General features: G+C 72.7%; 7 protein-coding genes. 2 read left to right on the top strand and 5 right to left on the bottom strand.

What is annotated here, in order from left to right; all coding sequences use genetic code 11:
- Positions 1 to 50: 50 nt before the first annotated feature.
- On the bottom strand, positions 51 to 1,613 hold the full coding sequence (locus WMF44_RS22010) for an endo alpha-1,4 polygalactosaminidase (RefSeq protein ID WP_437301065.1): 1,563 nt from the start codon (positions 1,611 to 1,613) through the stop codon (positions 51 to 53).
- A 265-nt stretch (positions 1,614 to 1,878) separates the two neighbouring features.
- Here WMF44_RS22010 and WMF44_RS22005 point away from each other — a divergent pair, with 265 nt between their 5' ends.
- Positions 1,879 to 3,363 (top strand): sigma 54-interacting transcriptional regulator, encoded by a 1,485-nt coding sequence (locus WMF44_RS22005; RefSeq protein WP_437301064.1) that lies wholly within the window; start codon positions 1,879 to 1,881, stop codon positions 3,361 to 3,363.
- A 155-nt stretch (positions 3,364 to 3,518) separates the two neighbouring features.
- Positions 3,519 to 3,935, top strand: a complete 417-nt coding sequence (locus tag WMF44_RS22000) for a nuclear transport factor 2 family protein (protein WP_434045970.1) — start codon at positions 3,519 to 3,521, stop codon at positions 3,933 to 3,935.
- A 56-nt stretch (positions 3,936 to 3,991) separates the two neighbouring features.
- On the opposite strand, the gene WMF44_RS21995 is transcribed toward WMF44_RS22000, so the two are convergent.
- The 4 genes from WMF44_RS21995 to WMF44_RS21980 form a co-directional block, all read right to left on the bottom strand.
- On the bottom strand, positions 3,992 to 8,182 hold the full coding sequence (locus WMF44_RS21995; RefSeq protein WP_437301063.1) for an ATP-binding protein: 4,191 nt from the start codon (positions 8,180 to 8,182) through the stop codon (positions 3,992 to 3,994).
- A gap of 146 nt (positions 8,183 to 8,328) precedes the next feature.
- Complete coding sequence (locus WMF44_RS21990; protein ID WP_148313982.1) at positions 8,329 to 8,727, bottom strand: YybH family protein; 399 nt, start codon at positions 8,725 to 8,727, stop codon at positions 8,329 to 8,331.
- Between the two features lie 118 nt (positions 8,728 to 8,845).
- Positions 8,846 to 14,275, bottom strand: coding sequence for a type I polyketide synthase (locus WMF44_RS21985; protein ID WP_437301062.1), 5,430 nt, complete (start codon positions 14,273 to 14,275; stop codon positions 8,846 to 8,848).
- Positions 14,262 to 19,493: an amino acid adenylation domain-containing protein gene (locus tag WMF44_RS21980; RefSeq protein ID WP_437301061.1), complete on the bottom strand. Its 5,232-nt coding sequence runs from the start codon at positions 19,491 to 19,493 to the stop codon at positions 14,262 to 14,264. Before WMF44_RS21980 ends, WMF44_RS21985 begins: the two co-directional genes overlap by 14 nt.
- Positions 19,494 to 19,695 lie beyond the last annotated feature (202 nt).

Genomic DNA, 19,695 nt, shown 5'->3' with positions numbered 1-19,695 from the left:
GCTGGCCGCGGGTGCGCGGCCGGCGCCCCTGCGCCGGCGGGGCGCGTGGCTCAGGGGCAGGCGATGCGCCAGGCGTCGAGGTCGAGCTTCTTGATCAGCGTGGAGAGCCCGAGCGGCTTCGTGGCGGCGCAGACGGCGTTTGCCCCTGAGGCGTCGACGTACTCCGCGTGGAACACCGCCTTGCCGGCGCGGATGAACGGGGTGAGCATCTCGCACTCGTCGTATTCGTGGCACTCCTCGTTCAGGGCCCAGTCGAAGCTCCCCACCAGGTCTTTCACCTGATCGAGATCGTTCTTCAGCCCGATGGACAGCCCGCGCGCGTGCGCCTCGGCGGCGAGGAAGCGGTTGTAATCGAGCTGCGTCGCCGCCGTCAGCGGGAAGCCGGGGCCGTTGGTGTAGCCGTCGACGTTGTCGGGCTCCACGCCGTCGCAGCGCTTCTGCACCGCCAGATCCAGCCGGGCCTTCATGACGTCGCGCACGCCGGCGTTGCGGGTGTCGAGCCACCGCTCGCCCGGCCAGCCGTCGAGCGGGTTGCCGAGCGCCGCGGCGGGGAACTTCGACGCGTCGTCGCGCCAGTCCTCGCTGCTCCCCGCGCTGAAGTAGCAGATCACCTTCTTCCCGGCCGCGCGCAGCGTGTCGATCTTCGCCTGCGGGGCGTCGAAGAGATCGATATCGTACATGGCGACATCGAGGCTTGTGTCGATGGTGCCCGTGAGCTGCCATTGCCATGTTGTCCCCGGCGCGGGAACCCAGATGCCGCCGGTGGAGCCACCGGTGCCTGTGGAGCCGCCGGAGCCGCCGCTGCCGCCGGAGCCGCCGGCGCCGCCGGCGCCGCCGGAGCCGCCGCTGCCGCCGGAGCCGCCGCTGCCGCCGGAGCCGCCTGAGCCGCCGGAGCCGCCGGAGCCGCCGGAGCCGCCGGAGCCGCCGGAGCCGCCGCTGCCGCCTGAGCCGCCGCTGCCGCCTGAGCCGCCGGCGCCAGTGGAGCCGCCGCTGGTCGTGCCCGTGAGGACGAGCTTGTCGAGCATCGAGCTGTCGGCGGAGCTGCTCGTCGCGTACCGGATCTTGAGGGTACCGCCCGCCACGAACCGCCCGAGCGACCCCGGCAGGCTCAGGCTCGCGTTCGTCCAGGACCAGTCGCGCGCGAACGCGTTGTCGCCGACAGCGACCCAGGCGCGGGCGGCCGCGTCCCACGCCTCGAAGGTCCAGCGCATCTCCGATTTCGCCGGGCCGCGGTAATTCACGCTCAGCGCGAGGGACGCGAGCTGCGCCGCCGAGGTGCCCGAGGGGAGCGTGTACTCGCACGTCGCGCTCGTGTTGGGCGCGAACTCGACGTACTTGCTCCACACGTCCTGCTGGCCCGTGAGCTCCGCCGTCGCGAGCGCGGCGGCCGTCTGCCCGGCGCCGATGCTGCCCCGGCTCACCGTCAGCCTGGAGCAGGTCATCGTGAGGGCGCCGGTGACAGCATCGCCGCTCGCCGCCGAGGCGATCTCCGCGTCGGAGCTCGCATCTGCGCCGCACCCGGCGGCGGCGAGCGTCGCGGCCAGGCTCACGAGGGCGTGGCGCAGGGCGCCGCGAATCGCGAGAGAGGACGCCGGTCGGATGGGATAAGTCATGCTCGTCTCCTGTCGTGTTGGTCGTTGGTGAAGCCAGGCGCACGTCGGCGCGATGCGCCTCCAGACGCTGCGGTCCGCGCGATGGCTCCCGGCGATCGCGGCTCCCTCAGCCTCTCCGCGCGCCGTAGAGGCGCTGGTCCGTGCGCGCCGCAGAGGCACTGCAAGGCGGGGACCAGCGCGCGCTCCGCGTCTTTCGCGCGGTGGCGCGCGCTGCCGTTGCCGCGGGTTGCGCAAGCGTCGTACACTTGCGCAACCTTCGAACGGCATGGCGGAGCGAGACCCTCGTCGACAGGAAGCTTCTCCGCCGAGCGCGGAGCCGCCGCGCGCCGCGGCCGAGATCGCGACCGAGCTCGACGCCGCGGAGAGCGCGCCCAGCGAGCGGACGCCCCAGGGGCAGGCCTCCCTGATCGTTCGCGCCGGTGACGGCGCGGCGCGGGTGATCGACCTGACCGAAGGCGATGTGGTCGCGATCGGCCGCGCGCCGGAGTCCGCGGTCTGCGTCGACGACGCCCGCGTGTCGCGCAACCACGCGATCGTCGCGCGGCACGGCGGCGCCATCGAGGTCATCGACTGCGGGAGCCGCAACGGCACCTCGGTGAACGGCGCCGTCTTGCGCGACGCCGTACGGCCCCTCGCCGGCGGCGACGTGATCCGCATCGGCCCGGCCGAGATCGTCGTCGCGATCGCGGCGCCGGCGCCCGTCGAGGCGGCGCCGCCGGGGGCCGCGCCGGAGGCGCTGGAGGGCCCGCCCTCCGGCGCCGGCGCCGGGTTCGTCGTCGCGGACGAGGCGATGGTGAAGGTCTTCCAGGTGGTGCAGCGCCTCGCGCGCGCGCAGACGACGGTGCTCGTGCTCGGCGAGACGGGCGCGGGGAAAGAGGTCGTCTCCGAGCAGCTCCACCGCATAAGCCCGCGCGCCGGGGGCCCGTTCGTGCGGCTCAGCTGCGCGGCGCTGCCCGAGGCGCTGCTCGAGAGCGAGCTCTTCGGGCACGAGAAGGCCGCCTTCACCGGGGCGGATCGCCGCAAGATCGGCTACTTCGAGGCGGCGCAGGGCGGCACGCTGCTGCTCGACGAGATCGGCGAGATGCCGCTCGCCATGCAGGCGAAGCTGCTGCGCGTGCTCGAGAGCCGGCGCGTGGCCCGGATCGGCGGCACGCAGGAGATCGAGCTCGACGTGCGCGTCGTGTGCGCGACGCACCGGGACCTCCAGGCCGAGGTGGCGGCCGGGAGGTTCCGGCAGGATCTCTACTATCGCATCAGCACGTTCGTCCTCCGCGTCCCGCCGCTGCGCGAGCGGCGCGCCGAGATCGCGCTGCTCGCGCATCGCTTCGCGCAGCAGGTCGCCGGGCGCATGGGGGAGCGGGCGCCGCGCTTTGCGCCCGCGGCGATGCAGGCGCTCGAGGCGCACGCGTGGCCCGGCAACCTGCGCGAGCTGCGCAACGCGGTGGAGCACGCCGTCGTGCTGGCCGAGGGCGGCGTCATCGAGGTCGAGCACCTTCCGGCCTCCGTGGCGGAGGGCGCCGAGGGCGCCGCGCCCCCCGCCAGCGCGGGCGCGCCCCCGCCGAGCACGGGGGCGCCGCCGCCTTCCGCCGACGGCGGGACGATGCCGGCGCGCCTCGCCGAGCTGGAGAAGCGGAGCATCGAGGACGCCCTCGCCGCCGAGGGGAACAACCAGACGCGCGCGGCGAAGCGGCTCGGCATCTCGCGGCGCGCGCTGCTCTACAAGCTGGACAAGTACGACATCAGGCGGTGAGCGCTCGCGGAGCGCGCATGGGCGCCGCGCGTCGCGCGTCGCCTCCGGGGTGCTGTATGCTCGGCCGAGATCAGGCTCGGATCGGTGCGGGAGCAGCGGAGCGCATGGAGTCCTCGGAGAGAAAGCCGGCAAGTCCAGAAGATTCGGTTCGCCAGATGCTCGTCGAGTTCGCGCGCGCCTTCGAGCGAGGCGACGTGGACGCGTTATGCGACATGTTCGTACGTGACGATGCCCTGATCTTCTACGGCACACACGACAAGCTGCACTTCACGCGCTGGGCCGAGATCGAGGCCTCGTTCCGGCGGCAGAGCGAGATCCTGAAGGACCTCGTGTGCAGGATCACCGGCGATGTCCAGGTGCGTCTGCTGGCCGGGGGAGCGGCCGCCTGCGCCGGGACGGCCGGCTTCGGTATCCACGCCACCATGGGCGGCGTGCGCTTCGACCTGCCCGCGCTCCGACTGACCTGCACGGTGGAGCGCCACGGGGATCACTGGCGGTTCGTGCAGCTCCACCTCTCCGTGTCGGACAGGCCGTTCCTCGACAGCGTGGGCCACATGCTCGAGAGCGCCTGAGAGCGCCTGAACGCCGCGCCGCCACACCACGCCGGTGCGGCGGCGCGGCCCGCGCCTCACGTGGGGACGTCGCTCGACTCCGCCAGATCCCGGAGCGCCCTCTCGCTCCGGCGCAGCGCCTCCTCGGTCCGCTGGACCTTCAGCGCCTCCTGCTCCAGCTCGCCGCGGAGCACGGTGTTCTGCAGCGACAGCGCGGCCAGGAACTCGAGGAGCGGCAGCCGGCGCAGGATGAACGCGCCGTGGACCAGCCGGTTCTCCAGGTAGAGGAGGCCGCCCACCTCGCCGGGGTTCTTCATGAGCGGCATGCACAGCACCGACTTCGGCCGCTCGCGCACGAGGTACTCGTCCCCGGCGAAGGCGCCGCTCGCCCCGACGTCGCTGAGCACCACCCGCTCCCGCGTCCGCTCGACATAGTTGACGATCGACGCCGGGACGCGGGTCGCGAGCGGCGCCGTGCTCCGCTCGTACACGCGGATGCTGATGCCGTCGCGGTCCACCACGGCCTCGGCGGCGAGCCGCAGGCCGTCCCCGGTGAGCAGGAGACAGCACCGCTCCGCCCCCTCGTGCTCGACGACGAGCCGCATGAGCGACTCCATCATCTCCTTCGGCGTCATGTCGCTCGAGAGCGACCGCGAGACCTTCACCGCGGTCTGCGCGTCGATGGCCTCCGCCGCCATCGTCATGACGCCGCTGCTCGTCGCGCGGCGCTGCTCCTGGTTCAGGACGAGCGCATGCCGCTGCTCGAGCTGCCTCACCTTCTCGCTCGCGCCCCAGCGCGAGTACGACGCCACCGCCTCCCGCAGGTAGAGCCCCGGCAGGCCGCTGTAGCCGCGATCCAGGTAGAACCGGGCGGCGAGCTCGCTCGCGAGCGCCTCCTGGTGGATGAACCGGGACTCGCGGAAGGCCACGATCGCCTTATCGTAGAGCGCCGCGGCCTCGTCGTGCCTGCCGTCGACGCGCGCGCGCTCCGCCGCTACGAGCGCGTGTTTGCCGGCGAAGTTGTCGGGGCAACTCTCGGCCCAGACGCGCAGCTGCTCCTCGTGGCCGGCGAGCGACCGCCGGAGCCCGGCCTGCTCCTCGGCCGGGGCCCCGGAGAAGCGGGCCGCCCGGGCGAGGGCGCCGAAGTAGTGGTACTCGGCCGAGAACAACATCCCGTTGCCCCCCGAGATGTTGCGCTCCGCCTTCTCCGCGGCCAGGGCCGCCTCGTCGGGGTTGGAGGCCAGGAGGTGCTGCGCGGTCTTCATCACGTAATGGACGAGCCGCACGCTCGGGAAGCTCTCCTTCTCGAGGCGGTCCTCGAACGCCTGCTCGTCGAAGTCGTCCGCGCTCATCGTGCCGAGGTGGCGCGTGGCGCCCCTCATCGCCTGGACCAGGCGCAGCATGCTCGTCACGGCGTCCGCGGCGAACGTGATCTTCGCCTTCGTCGCGTAGTCGAGCGCGCTCACCGCGCCCTTGTACGCCTCCTCGAGCGGGTCGCCCCGCACGATCACGTTCAGGGTGAGCTGGATGTTGCTGAAGCTCCCCCACGTCAGGTTCCCGACCTCGTTCGCGGCCTGGATGCTCACGCGCTGGCAGGCGATCCCGGTGTCGATGTGGCGCGTCCAGACCGAGATCAGACAGCCATAGAGGTTGGCCACCTCGGGCTTGTAGGCGAGCGCGTTCATCTTCTCGGTCAGCTCGTAGCCCACCCTGCCGATCCGGTCGCCGTCCTGGTACGCGCCGAGCTTCTGGCAGAGCGCCTTGCCGAGGCACGTGTACCCGATGCCGGTCGGCTCCGCGTTGCCGTGGAGCAGGCTGAGCCGGACCATCTGGCAGACCAGGAGGTCGTTGAGGTTCGGATCGGTGTAGAAGGTCGAGGCGTACATCACGGCCATCACGCCCATCGCCGCGAGCATCGGCGGCGCCGTCATCCTCGGCTGGCCGAGGATCTCGTCAGCCGTGCGATCGCGGAGCGCGTCGCGCAGCGCCGTGATCTCCGCGACAACCTCCTCGTCGGCCGGCTGCCTCCCGAGCTTGATGCCGAGCAGCGCGAGGCACTCCAGCCCGACGCCGATGCACGCGTCGTGCTCGGACCGGGCCATGTGGTTCTGCATCAGGACGCGGTAGGCCGCCGCCTTGTCGAGCTGCGTGCGCGCGCGCTCGAGGAGCACCGAGCAGAGGTCGATGGACCGATCGAACTCCCCGTTCACGCACGCGCTCTCGGCGAGATCGAGGTGCAGCGCGAAGGCGAGCAGATCGTCGGCTCCCGCCCAGTCGTCCTCCCCGATCAGCGCGCAGCCCGCGGCGAAGTAGGCCACCGCGGAGCCGTAGGCCCCGGAGGCCCTCGCCTTCCTGCCGGCGCGGAGGTTCAGCTCGGCCGTCCTGCGCCGCTCGCCCGGATCGGTGATGAAGGAGGCGCCGATGTTCAGCTGGTTCGTGATCTCGAACAGCCGGTCCTCCAGCGCCTCCTCCGGCGTCTGGACGAGCAGCAGGCGCCCGATGCGCAGGTGCGTCGAGGCGTGGTTGCCCTCGCGGATGAGCAGGTACGCGGCCTGCTGCACGCGGTCGTGGAGGAACTTGTACGTGCTGCCTCGGCGCGCCACGAGCCCCTCGCGGATGGCCGGGGAGATGGCGGCGCGCGTCGTCTCGGTCGACTCGCCGTACATGGCCGAGAGGACCTCGGCGTCGAAGCGGGCGCCGAGGCACGCGGCGAGGGAGAGGACCCGCTGCGTCTCGCCGTCCAGCCGCCTGAGGCGGCCCAGCACCAGGTCGACGACGTTGTCGGTCAGGTTCTGCGCGGCGATGGCCTCGATGTTCCAGCACCAGACGGCGCTCACGGGATCGACCCAGACCAGCTTCTGGCGATAGAGCTCCGTCAGGAACTGGCCCACGAAGAACGGGTTGCCGCCCGTCCTCTGGACGAGGAGCCTGGTGAGCTGAGCCCCCAGCTCGTCCTCGCAGCGGAAGGTGTCCGTGACGAGCTCGAGGACGTTCTCGTGCGGGAGCGGGTCGAGGCTGAGCGTCGAGACGCGCGCGCCCGTGGCGTGGATCTGCCGGAGCACCTCCATGAGCGGGTGCGACGGGGTCACCTCGTTGTCGCGGTACGCCCCGATCACGAGCAGGTGCCGCTTCTCGGGCGCCGCGACGACGTCGCGGATGAGCCTCAGGCTGGCGGGATCTGCCCACTGCAGGTCGTCCACGAACAGCACGAGCGGGTGCCGCTTGCGCGCGACCACGCCGAGGAACGCATGGAACACGCGGACGAAGCGGCTGCGCGCCTCGTTCGGCGCGAGCGGCGGCACCGGCGGCTGCTCGCCGAGGATCAGCGAGAGCTGCGGGATGATGTCGATGATGACCCGCCCCTCCTCGCCGAGCGCGTCGCTCAACCGGCGCTTCCACCCCGCGAGCGACTGCGGGCTCTCCGTCAGGATCTGCCGGACGAGCTCCCCGAACGCCTGGGCGATCGTGCGGTAGGGGATGTCGCGCTGGAGCTGATCGAACTTCCCGGAGATGAACGCCCCGCGCTCGCGGACGATGGGCGCCTGCACCTCCTTCACGAGCGAGGTCTTCCCGACGCCCGAGTACCCGGCGACGAGCACGAGCTCGGCCGTGCCCGTGGCGACCACACGCTCGAACGCCTCGAGCAGGATCGCGCGCTCGCGCCTCCTGCCGTAGATCTTCGTCGGGAGCTGCAGCCGGTCCGGGATGTCGGCCGTCCCGAGCGGGAACGAGTCGATCATCCCGAGCTCCTCCAGCTCGGTCTGGCACATGAGGAGATCCGACCAGAGCCCGCGGGCGGTCTGATAACGCTCCTCCGGAGACTTCGCGAGGAGCTTCATCACGATCTCGGAGACGATCCGGGGCACGTCATGCACCAGCTCCGCGAGCGGCACAGGGGCCCTCGCGATGTGGGCGTGCGCCCACGCGGGCGCGTCCTCGGCGTCGAGCGGCAGCTTGCCGGAGAGCAGCTCGTACAGCGTGACGCCGAGCGAGTAGAGATCGGCGCGCTCGTCGATCGGCCAGTCGACGCGGCCCGTCCGCTCCGGCGCGATGTAGGGCAGCGACTCCGGGTTGATCTTCGTCTCGTCGGAGAGGCCGAGATCGCCGCGCACCACGGCCAGCCCACCGTCGAGCGACACCTCCCCGCTCTCCGGGTGCACGGAGAGGTTCGCGGGGCGGATGTCCAGGTGAAGGGTGCCTGACTTATGAAGTTTCGACAGCGCAGATGCGATCTGCACCGCGTGCGTGAGGAACCGGCGAAGATCCATGAGAGCCCTGGTGATCGTCGATAGGACGATCCAGAGTGTACGGTACTCGAAGCAGGATCCCTGTCAACGTTTCCTCCGGCCTCGCCGGCGAGGCGCCGGCCGCCGGAGCGCTTCGATCCGCTCGGCGCGGACGTCGATCACGTCGATCACGACGCGTCAGGGATCCTCGTCGTGTGGTGCACGAGGGCTTTCCATTCACCGCCCTTGAGCTCCCAGACCGCGGTGAAGGCGATGGTGTTATCGAGCTTGACACCGCCCTTGAGCTCGGCGCGCGAGCGGTAGACGCCGCTCACGATAGCGACGTCCCCGCCGACGATACGCACGTCGCACTGCCGGAGCTCCTGCGTGTACGTCAACATGCTGTCGACGAGCTTCAGGTACTCGTCCTTGCCGCGCTGCACTCCGTTGTAATCGACGTACCGCCAGCCTTCGGCCAGGTGGCGATCGAGGAAGCCGTAGTCCTTGACGGCCCCCACCGCCTTCGTCCACGCCTTGAGGAGCGCGACGTGCTCCTCTCTCGCCTGCTCCGCGGTGATCTTCGACATTCTCCACCTCCGCCGCGCGCCCTGGCCGCACTCGAGCCCGCGCGACCGCGCGGGGGCGTCGCCGTCGCCGTCGCCGCTCCACACCCATGGTAAAGAGCCCGCCGGCCGGGCGTCAACATCAGCCCTGATGTCCCGCCGTCTCGAGGGCCGCGCGCAGATGATCGGCCATGACTTGCACGTTCGGCGGCAAATTCATGGTGATGTGATTGCCAGGGACCTCGTGGACAGTGAGCTGGCCCTGGATCAAATCGAGCCATCCCCGCGCCGGGTTGTTCACGGTCATGGCGTCGCGCTCGCTCGCCTCGAAGAAGAGCACGTCACCCGGGTAGGGGCGGGGGACATAGCGCAGCATCGCCTGCAGGTTGGCGGTGACGATCTTGCGGAACGTGGCGAGCTCCTGGAGCGCCAGCTTCGGGAACATCCGGGAGACACCCTTCTTGCGCTGGAGCACGTGGAGCAGCTGCTCGTCCGGGGAGAGGTGCCGGATCTCCTCCGCGGGGACGGGGAGACTCGCATCGCCGCTGATCAGGTAGGCGAGGCGCTCGGGGGTGTCGAGATCCTCGGGGAACACCGCCGAGGGCGCGGGCGTGTCGATCATCATGAGAAGCGCGACGCGCTCGCCCCCGGAGAGGAGCTGGTGCGCCATCTCGAAGGCGACGACCCCGCCGAAGGACGACCCGCCGAGCACGTAGGGGCCCTCCGGCTGGATGTGCCGCCGTACCGCCTCGAGGTAGCGCGCGGCCATCTCCTCGACGCGGGTCAAGGGCGGCGCCTTGCCTTCGATGCCCTGCGCCTGCAGCCCGTACACGGGCTGCGCCGGGTCCAGGCAGGTGGCGAGATCGTGGTAGAAGTAAACGTGCCCTCCGACCGGGTGCATCAGGAAGAGCGGCCGCCCGGTGCCGGGCTTGATCCGCACGAGCGACGCGGGCAAGAGGCGCGCGGGAGAGCGCCTCGACAGCGAGGTGGATGAGGGCGAGTCGGACTGCGCGATGAGCTCGGCCAGGGCCGCCACGGTCGGCGCGTTGAGCAGGCTGTGGCCGGGGAGATCCATGTTCACGACGCTGCGCAGCCGGGAGATGAGCTGGACGGCGAGCAGCGAGTCGCCGCCGAGCGCGAAGAAGTCGTCGTGGACGCCGATCCGCTCGATGCCGAACAGCTTCTCCCACGTCTCGGCGACGGCGCGCTCCAGCGGATCGCGCGGCGCCACGTAGGCCGTGCCGAGGTCGGGCCGCGGGTGGACCGATCTCGGGATGCCCTCGGACTCGACGTCCCGCGAGGGCGGCGCGATCGAGCTGGCCGAGGGGCGCTGCTTGGCCTGCGCTTCCCGCTTCAGGACCAGGACGTGGGGCGTGGGGCTCGTGAGGACGCGCATCCAGGCGTCGAGCGCCTCGTCGCGCGAGATCCCCTCCTCCGCGGCGGCCGCGCCGCCCTCGCTCGAGTCGGCCGCGGGCTCGGGATCCTTGCCGCGCGAGGCGTCCTGCCGCTGCCACGGGTCCCACTCGATCGCGATCGTGAGCGGGCCGTCACCGGCGGCCCGCCGCTGCGCGAAGGCGCCGAGGAAGGCGGTCGCGGCGCACTGGCCCGCGAGGCCCGCCCCGCGGGCGCCCGCGGTCCGCGCGGCGCACAGCGCGACGAAATCGGGCCGGAGGCCCCGGAGCGACTCGTCGAGGACGAGCGCGCCGTCGAGCTTCGGGGCGAGGAGCGCCTCGCCCTCCTCGCGCGTCATGCGCTGGAGGGGCACGGCGCGGCGGGCGCCCGCCGCGTGGATCACGCCGTCGATCCGCCCGAAGCGCTGGAGCCCCTCGGCCACCGCGCGCTGCATGTCGTCGAGCCGCGTGACGTCGGCCGTCACGAGCAGCACCTCGGCGCCCAGCCGCTCCATCTCGAGCACCGCGCCGATCTTGCGGCGTAGCGCGTCGAAGGCGCCCGCGCCGGCGAGGCCGTCCCAGGCCTCCCGGGGCGGGAGCGCCGTCCGGCTCGCGAGCACGAGCTTCGCGCGCGCGACCTTCGCGAGGTGCTCCGCGAGGGCGGAGCCGACGGCCCCGAGCCCGCCGGCGATCAGGTAGACGCCGCCCTCCCGGAGGCGCGGCGGCAGGCCCTCGGCGCGGTCCATGCGCGCGGGCTCGAAGATCCGGACCCAGCGCTCCCCGTTCCGGTAGGCGATGACGGGCTCGGTCTGCTCCAGCGTGACCTCGGCGAGGAGCTGGTCGATGAGCCTCGCCTCCTGCAGCGTCCGCGGCTCCGGCAGGTCGATGTCGACGCTGATGCACGAGACGTTCGGGTACGCCCTGGGGATGGCCTCGCACGGGCCGAGCAGCGTGGCCTTCTCGGGGCAGAGCACGGCCGCGTCGGTCACCTTCTGCATGTGGCTCGTCACGACGCCGAGCCGCACCTCGTCGCGAATCCCCGCGTCGCCGATCCCCTGGGCCAGCGCGACGAGGCTGGCGAACCCGAGCCGCTGGGCCTCCGCGAGGCGGCCGGCGTCGAGCGGCGCGCGCGCGGGCTTGGTCACGCCCCACAGGAACATGATGCGCGAGGGGGACACGCCCGCCGCGCGCAGCGCGCCGAAGAGGGACGCGTGGTCCGCGCGGCTCGCGGGGGCGACGGTGAACTCGCCCTCGCCCGTCTCGGCGAAGCCCTCGCCCGGCCGCACGGTGATGACCTTGTAGCCGTCCCGGCGGAGCCGCATCTCCATCCGGGCGCCCAGCCCGTAGCTGTCGGCGAAGACGACGCAGCACTGCGCCCTGGCCGGCCGGGCCGACGCCTTCATCGACCCCGACAGCACCGAGCGCTTCCAGGCCAGGAGGTGGATCAGGCCGGCCGGCTCCGGCGCGCTGCGCGCCGGCCGGCGCGCGGCGCTCGAGGGCGGGTCGATCCAGTACCGCTTCCGCTCGAACGGGTAGGTCGGCAGGGGCACGCGCCGGCGGGGCTCGTGGGTGTAGAAGCCCGACCAGTCGACGCGGACGCCGGAGAGCCAGAGCTGGCCCAGCGTCTCCAGCAGGAACCCGATGTCGGACTGGCGGTGGTGGACGTGCCGGATCGACGAGAGCATCACCCGGCGGGCGCCCCGCGCGGGGTGCTGCTTGGCCAGGGTCGCGAGCACCCGGCCCGGGCCGACCTCGAGCAGGGCGCGCGTCGGATCGGCGAGCACCTCGCCGAGCCCCGCCATGAAGCGCACCGGCTCGCGCACGTGCCTCGCCCAGTACCCGGGGTCCTGCGCGTCGGCCGCGGACAGCCAGGTGCCGGTGACGTTCGACGCGATCGGGATCTTCGGGGCGCTCGGGCGCGCGCGGGCCACGATCGCGGTGAACGACGCGAGCATCGGCTCCATCATCCCGGAGTGGAACGCGTGCGACGTCTGGAGGCGCGTGCACTCCAGCTCGCGCTCGGCGAAGAGCCGGTCGGAGAGCGCCTCGACGGCGTCCTCGGGCCCGGCCACGACGCAGGCGGCCGGCCCGTTGACGGCCGCGAGCGAGAGCGCGCCGCCCCCCTCGTCGAGCAGCGGCTGCACCTCGGCCTCGGGCAGCGGGACCGCGAGCATCGCGCCCGGCGGCATCTCCTGCATCAGCTTGCCCCGCCGGGCGACGATCTTCAGCGCGTCCTCCAGCGAGAAGACGCCCGCGAGGCAGGCCGCGACGTACTCGCCGAGGCTGTGGCCGATCATCGCCGCGGGCCGGATGCCCCACTCCATCCAGAGCGTGGCGAGCGCGTACTCGATCACGAAGAGCGCGGGCTGGGCGAAGCGCGTCTGCTTGAGCAGCTCCGCGGCCGCCGCCTCCCGCCCCGGGGGCGGGTAGATCACCTCGCGGAGATCGAACCCGAGCTCGGGCTGGAGCATGGCCGCGCAGAGATCGACGCCGGCGCAGAACGTGGGCTCCCGCTCGTACAGCTCCCGCGCCATGCCGGCGTACTGCGTGCCCTGCCCCGGGAACATGAGGACGACCGGGCGATCGATGGCCTCCTCGACGTGCGCGAGGACCCGCCGCTCCCCGAGCGTCGACAGCAGGCTCACCGCCTCGTCTGTGTCGTTGCAGACGAGCATGCGCCGGTGCGGGAACGTCTTGCGGCCGACCTGGAGCGTGAACGCGACGTCCGGCAGGCTGACGTCCGGGTGCGCCTTGAGGTACCCGACGAGGTTCTCGGTGATCGTGTCGAGCGCGGTCCTCGTGCGGGCGGAGAGCAGGAGGAGCTGCCAGGACCGCCCGCCGGGCGCCGCCGCCGCGTGGGGCGCCTCCTCGAGGATGGCGTGGGCGTTGGTGCCGCCGATGCCGAACGAGCTCACGCCGGCGCGGCGGGGCCCGTCGCCGGGCTCCCAGTCCGCGAGCGCCGCGTTGACGTAGAACGGGCTGTTCGCGAAGTCGATCTCCGGGTTCGGCGTCTTGAAGTGCAGGCTGGCCGGGATCTGCCGGTGGCGGAGCGCCTGCACGACCTTGATCACGCCGGTGATGCCGGCGGCGACGTCGAGGTGCCCGACGTTCGGCTTGACCGAGCCGAGCGCGCACCAGCCCTTGCGCTGGCCGCGGGACCGGGCGCGGAACGCCCGGGTGAGCGCCGCGACCTCGATGGGATCCCCGAGGCGCGTGCCGGTGCCGTGGGCCTCCACGTAGCTGATCGTCTCGGGATCGGTGTTCGCCATCGCCAGGGCCTGCGCGATGACCTGCGCCTGCCCCTCCACGCCCGGCGCGGTGAACCCGATCTTGCCCGAGCCGTCGTTGTTGACGGCCGAGCCCCGGATCACCGCCTCGATGTGATCGCCGCTGTCGAGGGCGTCCTCGAGCCGGCGCAGCACGATGACGCCCGCGCCGTTGCCGACCACCGTCCCCTGCGCCTCGGCGTCGAACGCGCGGCAGCGCCCGTCGGGCGAGAGGATCATGCCGTGCCGGTACAGGTAACCCGACCGCGTGGGGACGTTGATGGCCACGCCGCCGGCCAGCGCCATGTCGCACTGGTAGGTGAGCAGCGCCTGGCAGGCCATGTGGACGGCCACGAGCGAGGTGGAGCAGGCGGTCTGGACCGCGACGCTCGGCCCAAGGAGGTTCAGCTTGTACGAGGTCCGCGTGGGCAGGAAGTCCTTGTCGTTGGCGACGTAGACTTGATAGTCCATCGCCTTCCTGAGCTCGTGGTTCGGGTAAAGGTTGCTCAGGAAATACGTGTCGTGGCCGCTCGCGCCCGCGTAGACGCCGATGGTCCCCTTGAACGCCTCGGGGTTGTACCCGGCGTGCTCGAGCGCCTCCCACGCGCACTCCAGGAAGAAGCGGTGCTGCGGATCCAGGATCTCGGCCTCTCGCGGGGTCATCCCGAAGAAGGCCGCGTCGAACCACTCCACCTCGTCGAGCACGGCCCGCGCGCGGACGTAGCTCGGGTCCGAGGCCACCTCCGGGGGCACGCCCGCCGCGGCGAGATCCTGATCCGAGAGCGCCGCGATCGACTCGACCCCATCGCGCAGGTTCTGCCAGAAGGCGTCGACGCTCCTCGCGCCCGGGAAGCGGCCGGCCATCCCGATGATCGCGATTTGGTCCTCCGGGACGGGTTGATCAAGCGGATCCATTCTGTCTGCTCTTGGCTGCCTGCTTCTTTCGTTTCAGGATCTCTCGCTGCTTCAGCGCCCGGGCGTCGGCCTCCGAGAGGTCGCTCCCGCCGCCGCCGCCGCTCGCGAGGAACGCGGCGAGATCGGTGACCGTCGGGCGCGCGAACAGATCGACGATGGAGAGATCGCTGCCGAACGACTCCCGGACGCGCTCGTGGAGGCGCATCAGGAGCAGCGAGTGGCCGCCCAGATCGAAGAAGTTGTCCTGCACGCTCACGCGCTCGATGCCGAGGACGTCCTGCCATATCGCGGTGAGCCGCTCCTCGAGCGAGCTCCGCGGCGCCACCATGGGCGCGCTCTCGGGGCGGAGCTCGACGGGGGCCGGCAGGGCGCGGCGGTCCACCTTGCCGTTGCCCGTGAGGGGCAGCGCGTCGAGCAGCACGATGGCCGAGGGGTGCATGTAGTCGGGCAGCCGCCGCTGCGCGTGATCGCGGATCGCACGCTCGAGCCCGCCGGTCGGATCCGCCATGAACGGGCGCGCGCGGGCCCCGGCTTGCGCGGGCGGCGCCGCGGCCCTGCCGCCGTGCGGGACGACGTACGCCACGAGGCGCCGGTCGCCCGAGCGCGCCGGCAGCGCCACCACGACCACCTCGCGCACGGCCGGGTGCTCGCCGAGGACCACCTCGATCTCGCCGAGCTCGATCCGGTAACCGCGGACCTTGACCTGCTGATCCATGCGGCCGAGGAACTCGAGCTGCCCGTCCGGCATCAGGCGGACGCGATCGCCGGTCCGGTACAGCCGCCCTCCCGGCTCGCCGCCGATGGGATCGTGGATGAACCGCTCCGCGGTGAGCTCCGGCAGATCGAGGTAGCCGCGCGCGAGGCCCTCTCCGCCGATGCAGAGCTCCCCGGGGACGCCGGCCGGGACCTCGTTGAGATCCCGGTCGAGCACGTGCACCCTCGTGCCGGGGATCGGGCTTCCGATGGGCACCGTGTGGCCGACCGGGCGCTCCACCGCGGCGCAGCAGGCGAACGTCGCGGCCTCCGTGGGCCCGTAGCCGTTGATCATCCGGCACCCCGGGAGCTCGGCGAGGACCCGGTTGACGTGCTGCGGGGACAGGACGTCCCCGCCGGCCACGATCTGGCGCAGGCCGCGCAGCGCCGTGATCCGCTCGTCCACGAGGAGGTGGAAGACGCCGGCGGTGAGCCACACCGTGGTCACCCCGTGCTGCCGGATCACGCGATCCAGGTCGTCGAGCGACGCGGGCGCGGGGGGCATGACGACCAGCCGGCCGCCGTTGAGGAGCGCGCCCCAGATCTCGAACTGCGACGTGTCGAAGGAGATCGACGCGAGCTGCAGGAAGACCTCGTCCGGCGCGAAGCGCGCGTACGTCGTGCCCTTGACGAGCCGGGCCACGCCCCGGTGCGGCACGGCCACGCCCTTGGGCCGGCCGGTGGAGCCCGACGTGTACATGACATAGGCGAGCTGGTCCGGCGTCGCCAGCTCCGTCGGGTTGTCGTCGCGCGCCCGGCCGATCTCCTCGGGATCCGCGTCCAGGCAGAGGACGCGCGCCCGGCACCCCGGCAGCACCGCGCCGACGCGCACCTGGGTGAGCATCACGCGGACCCGGGCCTGCTCCAGCATGAACGCGAGGCGCTCGGTGGGGTAGGTCGGATCCAGGGGCACGAAGGCGAGGCCCGCCTTCAGCACGCCGAGGAGCGCGACGATCATCTCGATCGACCGGTACATGCACACGGCCACGCGGTCTTCGGGCGCGAGGGCGCCCTCGTCGGTGCGCGCGAGGGCCCCCTCGTCGGGGCCGGGCGCGGCTTCGGGCCCCGGCGCCCCCGGCGCCCCCGGCGCGCGGAGGCCGAGCAGGGTGTGCGCGAGCTGGTTGGCCCGCCGGTTCAGCTCCCGGTAGGTGAGCGACGTGACGTTGCCCGCGCCGTCGTCGAAGACGACCGCGACGGCCTCGGGAGAGCGCTCGACCTGGGCCTCGAAGAGGCGGTGAATGCACGCGTCCGACCCGGGGCCGGCCGGGGCGGTGCCCCACGCGCGGAGCGCGCTCCGCTCCTCGGGCGTGAGCAGCGGCAGCGCCGAGAGGCGCAGATCGACGTCGCGCGACGCGCCCTCGAGCAGGGCCTCGTAGTGGCCCGCCATCCGCTCGATGGTGCGGGCGTCGAACAGCGCGGTGCTGTACTCGATGCGCCCGATGATGCCGTCCTCGCGCTCGTCGAGCTCCAGCATCAGGTCGAACTTGGACGCGCCCGTGTCCACGTCGAGCTGGCTCAGGGTCCAGCCCGGATCGAGCGCCGGCACGGGCGGCTCCAGCACGAAGGCGACCTGGAACAGCGGGTTCTGGCCGGGGACCCGCTTCGGCTGGAGCGCCTGCACGACGCTGGCGAACGGCACGTCCTGGTGCGAGAGCGCGGCCTGGCTCACCGCCCGCACGCGCCCGAGCAGCTGCCGGAACGTCGGGTCGCCGCGCAGGTCGGTGCGCAGCACGAGCGTGTTCAGGAAGAAGCCGAGGAGGTCCTCGGTCTCCGGCGGGTGGCGGCACGACGCGGACGTGCCCACGACGACCTCGTCCTGCCGCGCGTACCGGTAGAGCATCGCCTTGAAGGCCGAGAGCAGGACCACGAAGAGCGTGACGCCCTGCTCCCTGGCCAGCGCCTTCAGCCGGAGCGTGAGCTCCCGCGACAGGGCGACGCAGTGGCGGGCCCCCGCGAGGCTCGGGGCGGCCGGGCGCGGCCTGTCGGTCGGCAGCTCCAGGGTGGGCAGGTCGGCGAGCTGTCGCCTCCAGTAATCGAGCTGCGGCTGGAGGGCGCCGCTCAGCTGCTGCTCCCGCTGCCAGACCGCGTAGTCGGCGTAGTGGATCGCGCGCTCGGGCAGCGGCGACGGCCTGCCCGCGGCGAACGCCTGGTAGAGCGCGTGGAGCTCCCTCGGGAGCGCGTCGAAGATGGAGACTCCATCCATCAGGATGTGGTGCACCACCACGAACAGCACGTGGTCGGCCTCGTCGAGCCGGACCAGCGTGGCCCGGAGCAGCGGGCCGCGGGCGAGATCGAACGGGCGCCGGGCCTCGTCTGTGGCGAGCGCGACGGCGCGCCCCCACCGCGCCTCGGCCGGCAGCGCGGTCAGCTCGACGACCGGCAGATCGAGCGGCGCCGGGGGCAGGATCTGCTGCACGGGCTCGCCGCCGACGACCGCGACGACGCTCCTCAGGATCTCGTGGCGCCTGAGGAGCTCGTCGAGGGCGCGCCCCAGGACCGGGACGTCGAGGGCCCCGCGGAGGCGCAGGGAGAACGGCTCGTTGTAGAACAGCGCGCCCGGGTGGAGCGAGGCGTGGAGCCAGATCTGCCGCTGCCCGTGCGAGAGGGGGATGGGCCGGTCGCGCGGCGCAGGCTGGATGGCCGCGGCGGCCGGGCGCTGCTTCGGCCGGGGGAGCGACTCCACGAGCTCGGCCAGCGCGGCGGCCGTGGGGGCGTCGCACAGGCTCTGCAGGGAGAGCTCGACGCCGAGCGCGCGGCGCAGCCGCGACAGCACCCGCGCGGCGAGCAGCGAGTGCGCCCCGAGGTCGAAGACGTCGTCGTGGACGCCGAGGTGCTCGATCCCGAGCGCCTCGGCCCACGCCGCGGCGATCGCCGCCTCGATCTGGTTGCGCGGCGCGAGGGGCTCGCCGTCGCCGCGATCGGGTCGGGCGGCGTCCGGCGGCGGCAGGGCCGCGCGGTCCACCTTCCCGCTGGGGCCGAGCGGCAGCGCGTCGAGCAGCACGAACGTCGACGGGATCATGACCTCGGGGAGGCTCTCGCGGAGGAAGCTGCGCAGCGCGGGCACGACGGCCCGGGGGGCGGCCGGGGGCGCGTCCGGCGCGTCCGGGCGCGCGACGACGTAGGCGACGAGGCGGCCTTCGCTGGCGACGGCCACCGCCGCGCGGACGGCGGGGTGGCGCCCAAGCGCGGCCTCGACCTCGCCGAGCTCGACGCGGTGGCCGCGGATCTTCACCTGCTGGTCGACGCGCCCGAGGAAGGCGAGATCGCCGCCGGGCAGGCGGCGCACCACGTCCCCCGTGCGGTAGAGCCGGGCCTCCGGGGTGGAGCTGAACGGATCGGGGACGAACCGCGCCGCCGTGAGCTCGGGCCGTCCCAGGTAGCTCCGGGCCAGCCCGGGTCCACCGAGGTAGAGCTCGCCGGCCTCGCCGTCCGGGACCGGGCGCATGGCATGGTCGAGCACGTAGCAGCGCGCGTTCCTGATCGGCCGGCCGATGGAGAGGGGCTCGCCGGGGTCCCGAACCGGGTCGAGCCCGTCGGCCATCGTGGCGCACACGGTGAACTCGGTGGGACCGTAGGCGTTGATGAACCTGCGCCCCTGCGCCCAGCGCGCGGCGAGGTCGGCGGGGCAGGTCTCGCCGGCGACGATGAGGGTCCGGAGCGCGGGCAGCGAGCGCTCCGCGCCCTCGGGGAAGGCGGCGAGCGCGGAGGGGGGGAAGGTCGCGATCGACACCTCCTCCGCGCGCATCCGATCGAGCAGCGCGGGCCCGGGGATCATCTCGGCCTGCGCCCCCATCACCAGGGTGCCTCCCCGGGCGAGCGTCATCGCGATCTCCCAGACCGACGCATCGAAGCTGAGGGACGCGAACTGGAGCACGCGGCAGCCCGGCGCCACGTCGAATCGCTCGGCCAGCGCGCGGGTGAGGTTGGTGAGGCCGCGGTGCGTCAGCAGCGTGCCCTTGGGCCTGCCGGTCGAGCCCGACGTGTAGATGACGTAGGCGAGGTCGTCGGGGCCCGTGGTGTCCGGCGGGTCCTCGCCGCTGAAGCCCGCGGTCAACTCGCGATCGCCGTCCAGGAGGACCACGCGCGCCCCGTGGCGCGGCAGCGACGGGAGCAGCCGCGCCTGGGTGAGCAGGACGGGCGCCCCGGCGTCCTCGAGCATGAAGGCGACCCGCTCCCGCGGGTACGCGGGGTCGACAGGGACATAGGCGCCGCCGGCCTTGAGCGCCGCGAGCAGCCCGATGAGCGCCTCCAGGGAGCGCTCGGCGCAGAGCGCGACGAGGACGTCGCGGCCGACGCCCAGGCTCCTCAGGTGGTGCGCGAGCTGGTTCGCGCGGCGATTCAGTTCCTGATAGGTGAGCCGGTCAGGGCCGAAGGATACGGCCACGACGCCGGGCGTGCGCCCGGCCTGGAGCTCGAACGAGCGGTGAATGCTGGCGTCCTCGGAGCTGAAGGCGTGATAGGTCATGTCGTGTGTGGTGGTAGGAGTCTCTTCAGGGGCAGAGCATCAGCCGCCGTGTGCGAGCCCGAGCAGCGACGCGAGGGCGTCACGCATCTCGTTCAGAACCGTCCCAGGAGCACCGGAGTGAGCTCCAGGGCGGCAGCCGGTGACACGGGCGCGCCCCCGACGTTTCAGGGGCGCGGTCGGCACGGATACCATGCTGCATCAC

The organism is Sorangium sp. So ce426 (assembly GCF_051475585.1).
Classification (GTDB): domain Bacteria; phylum Myxococcota_A; class Polyangia; order Polyangiales; family Polyangiaceae; genus Sorangium; species Sorangium cellulosum_B.
Note: the sequence above shows the minus strand (reverse complement) of the source record. Positions and strands in the feature narration are given on the sequence as shown.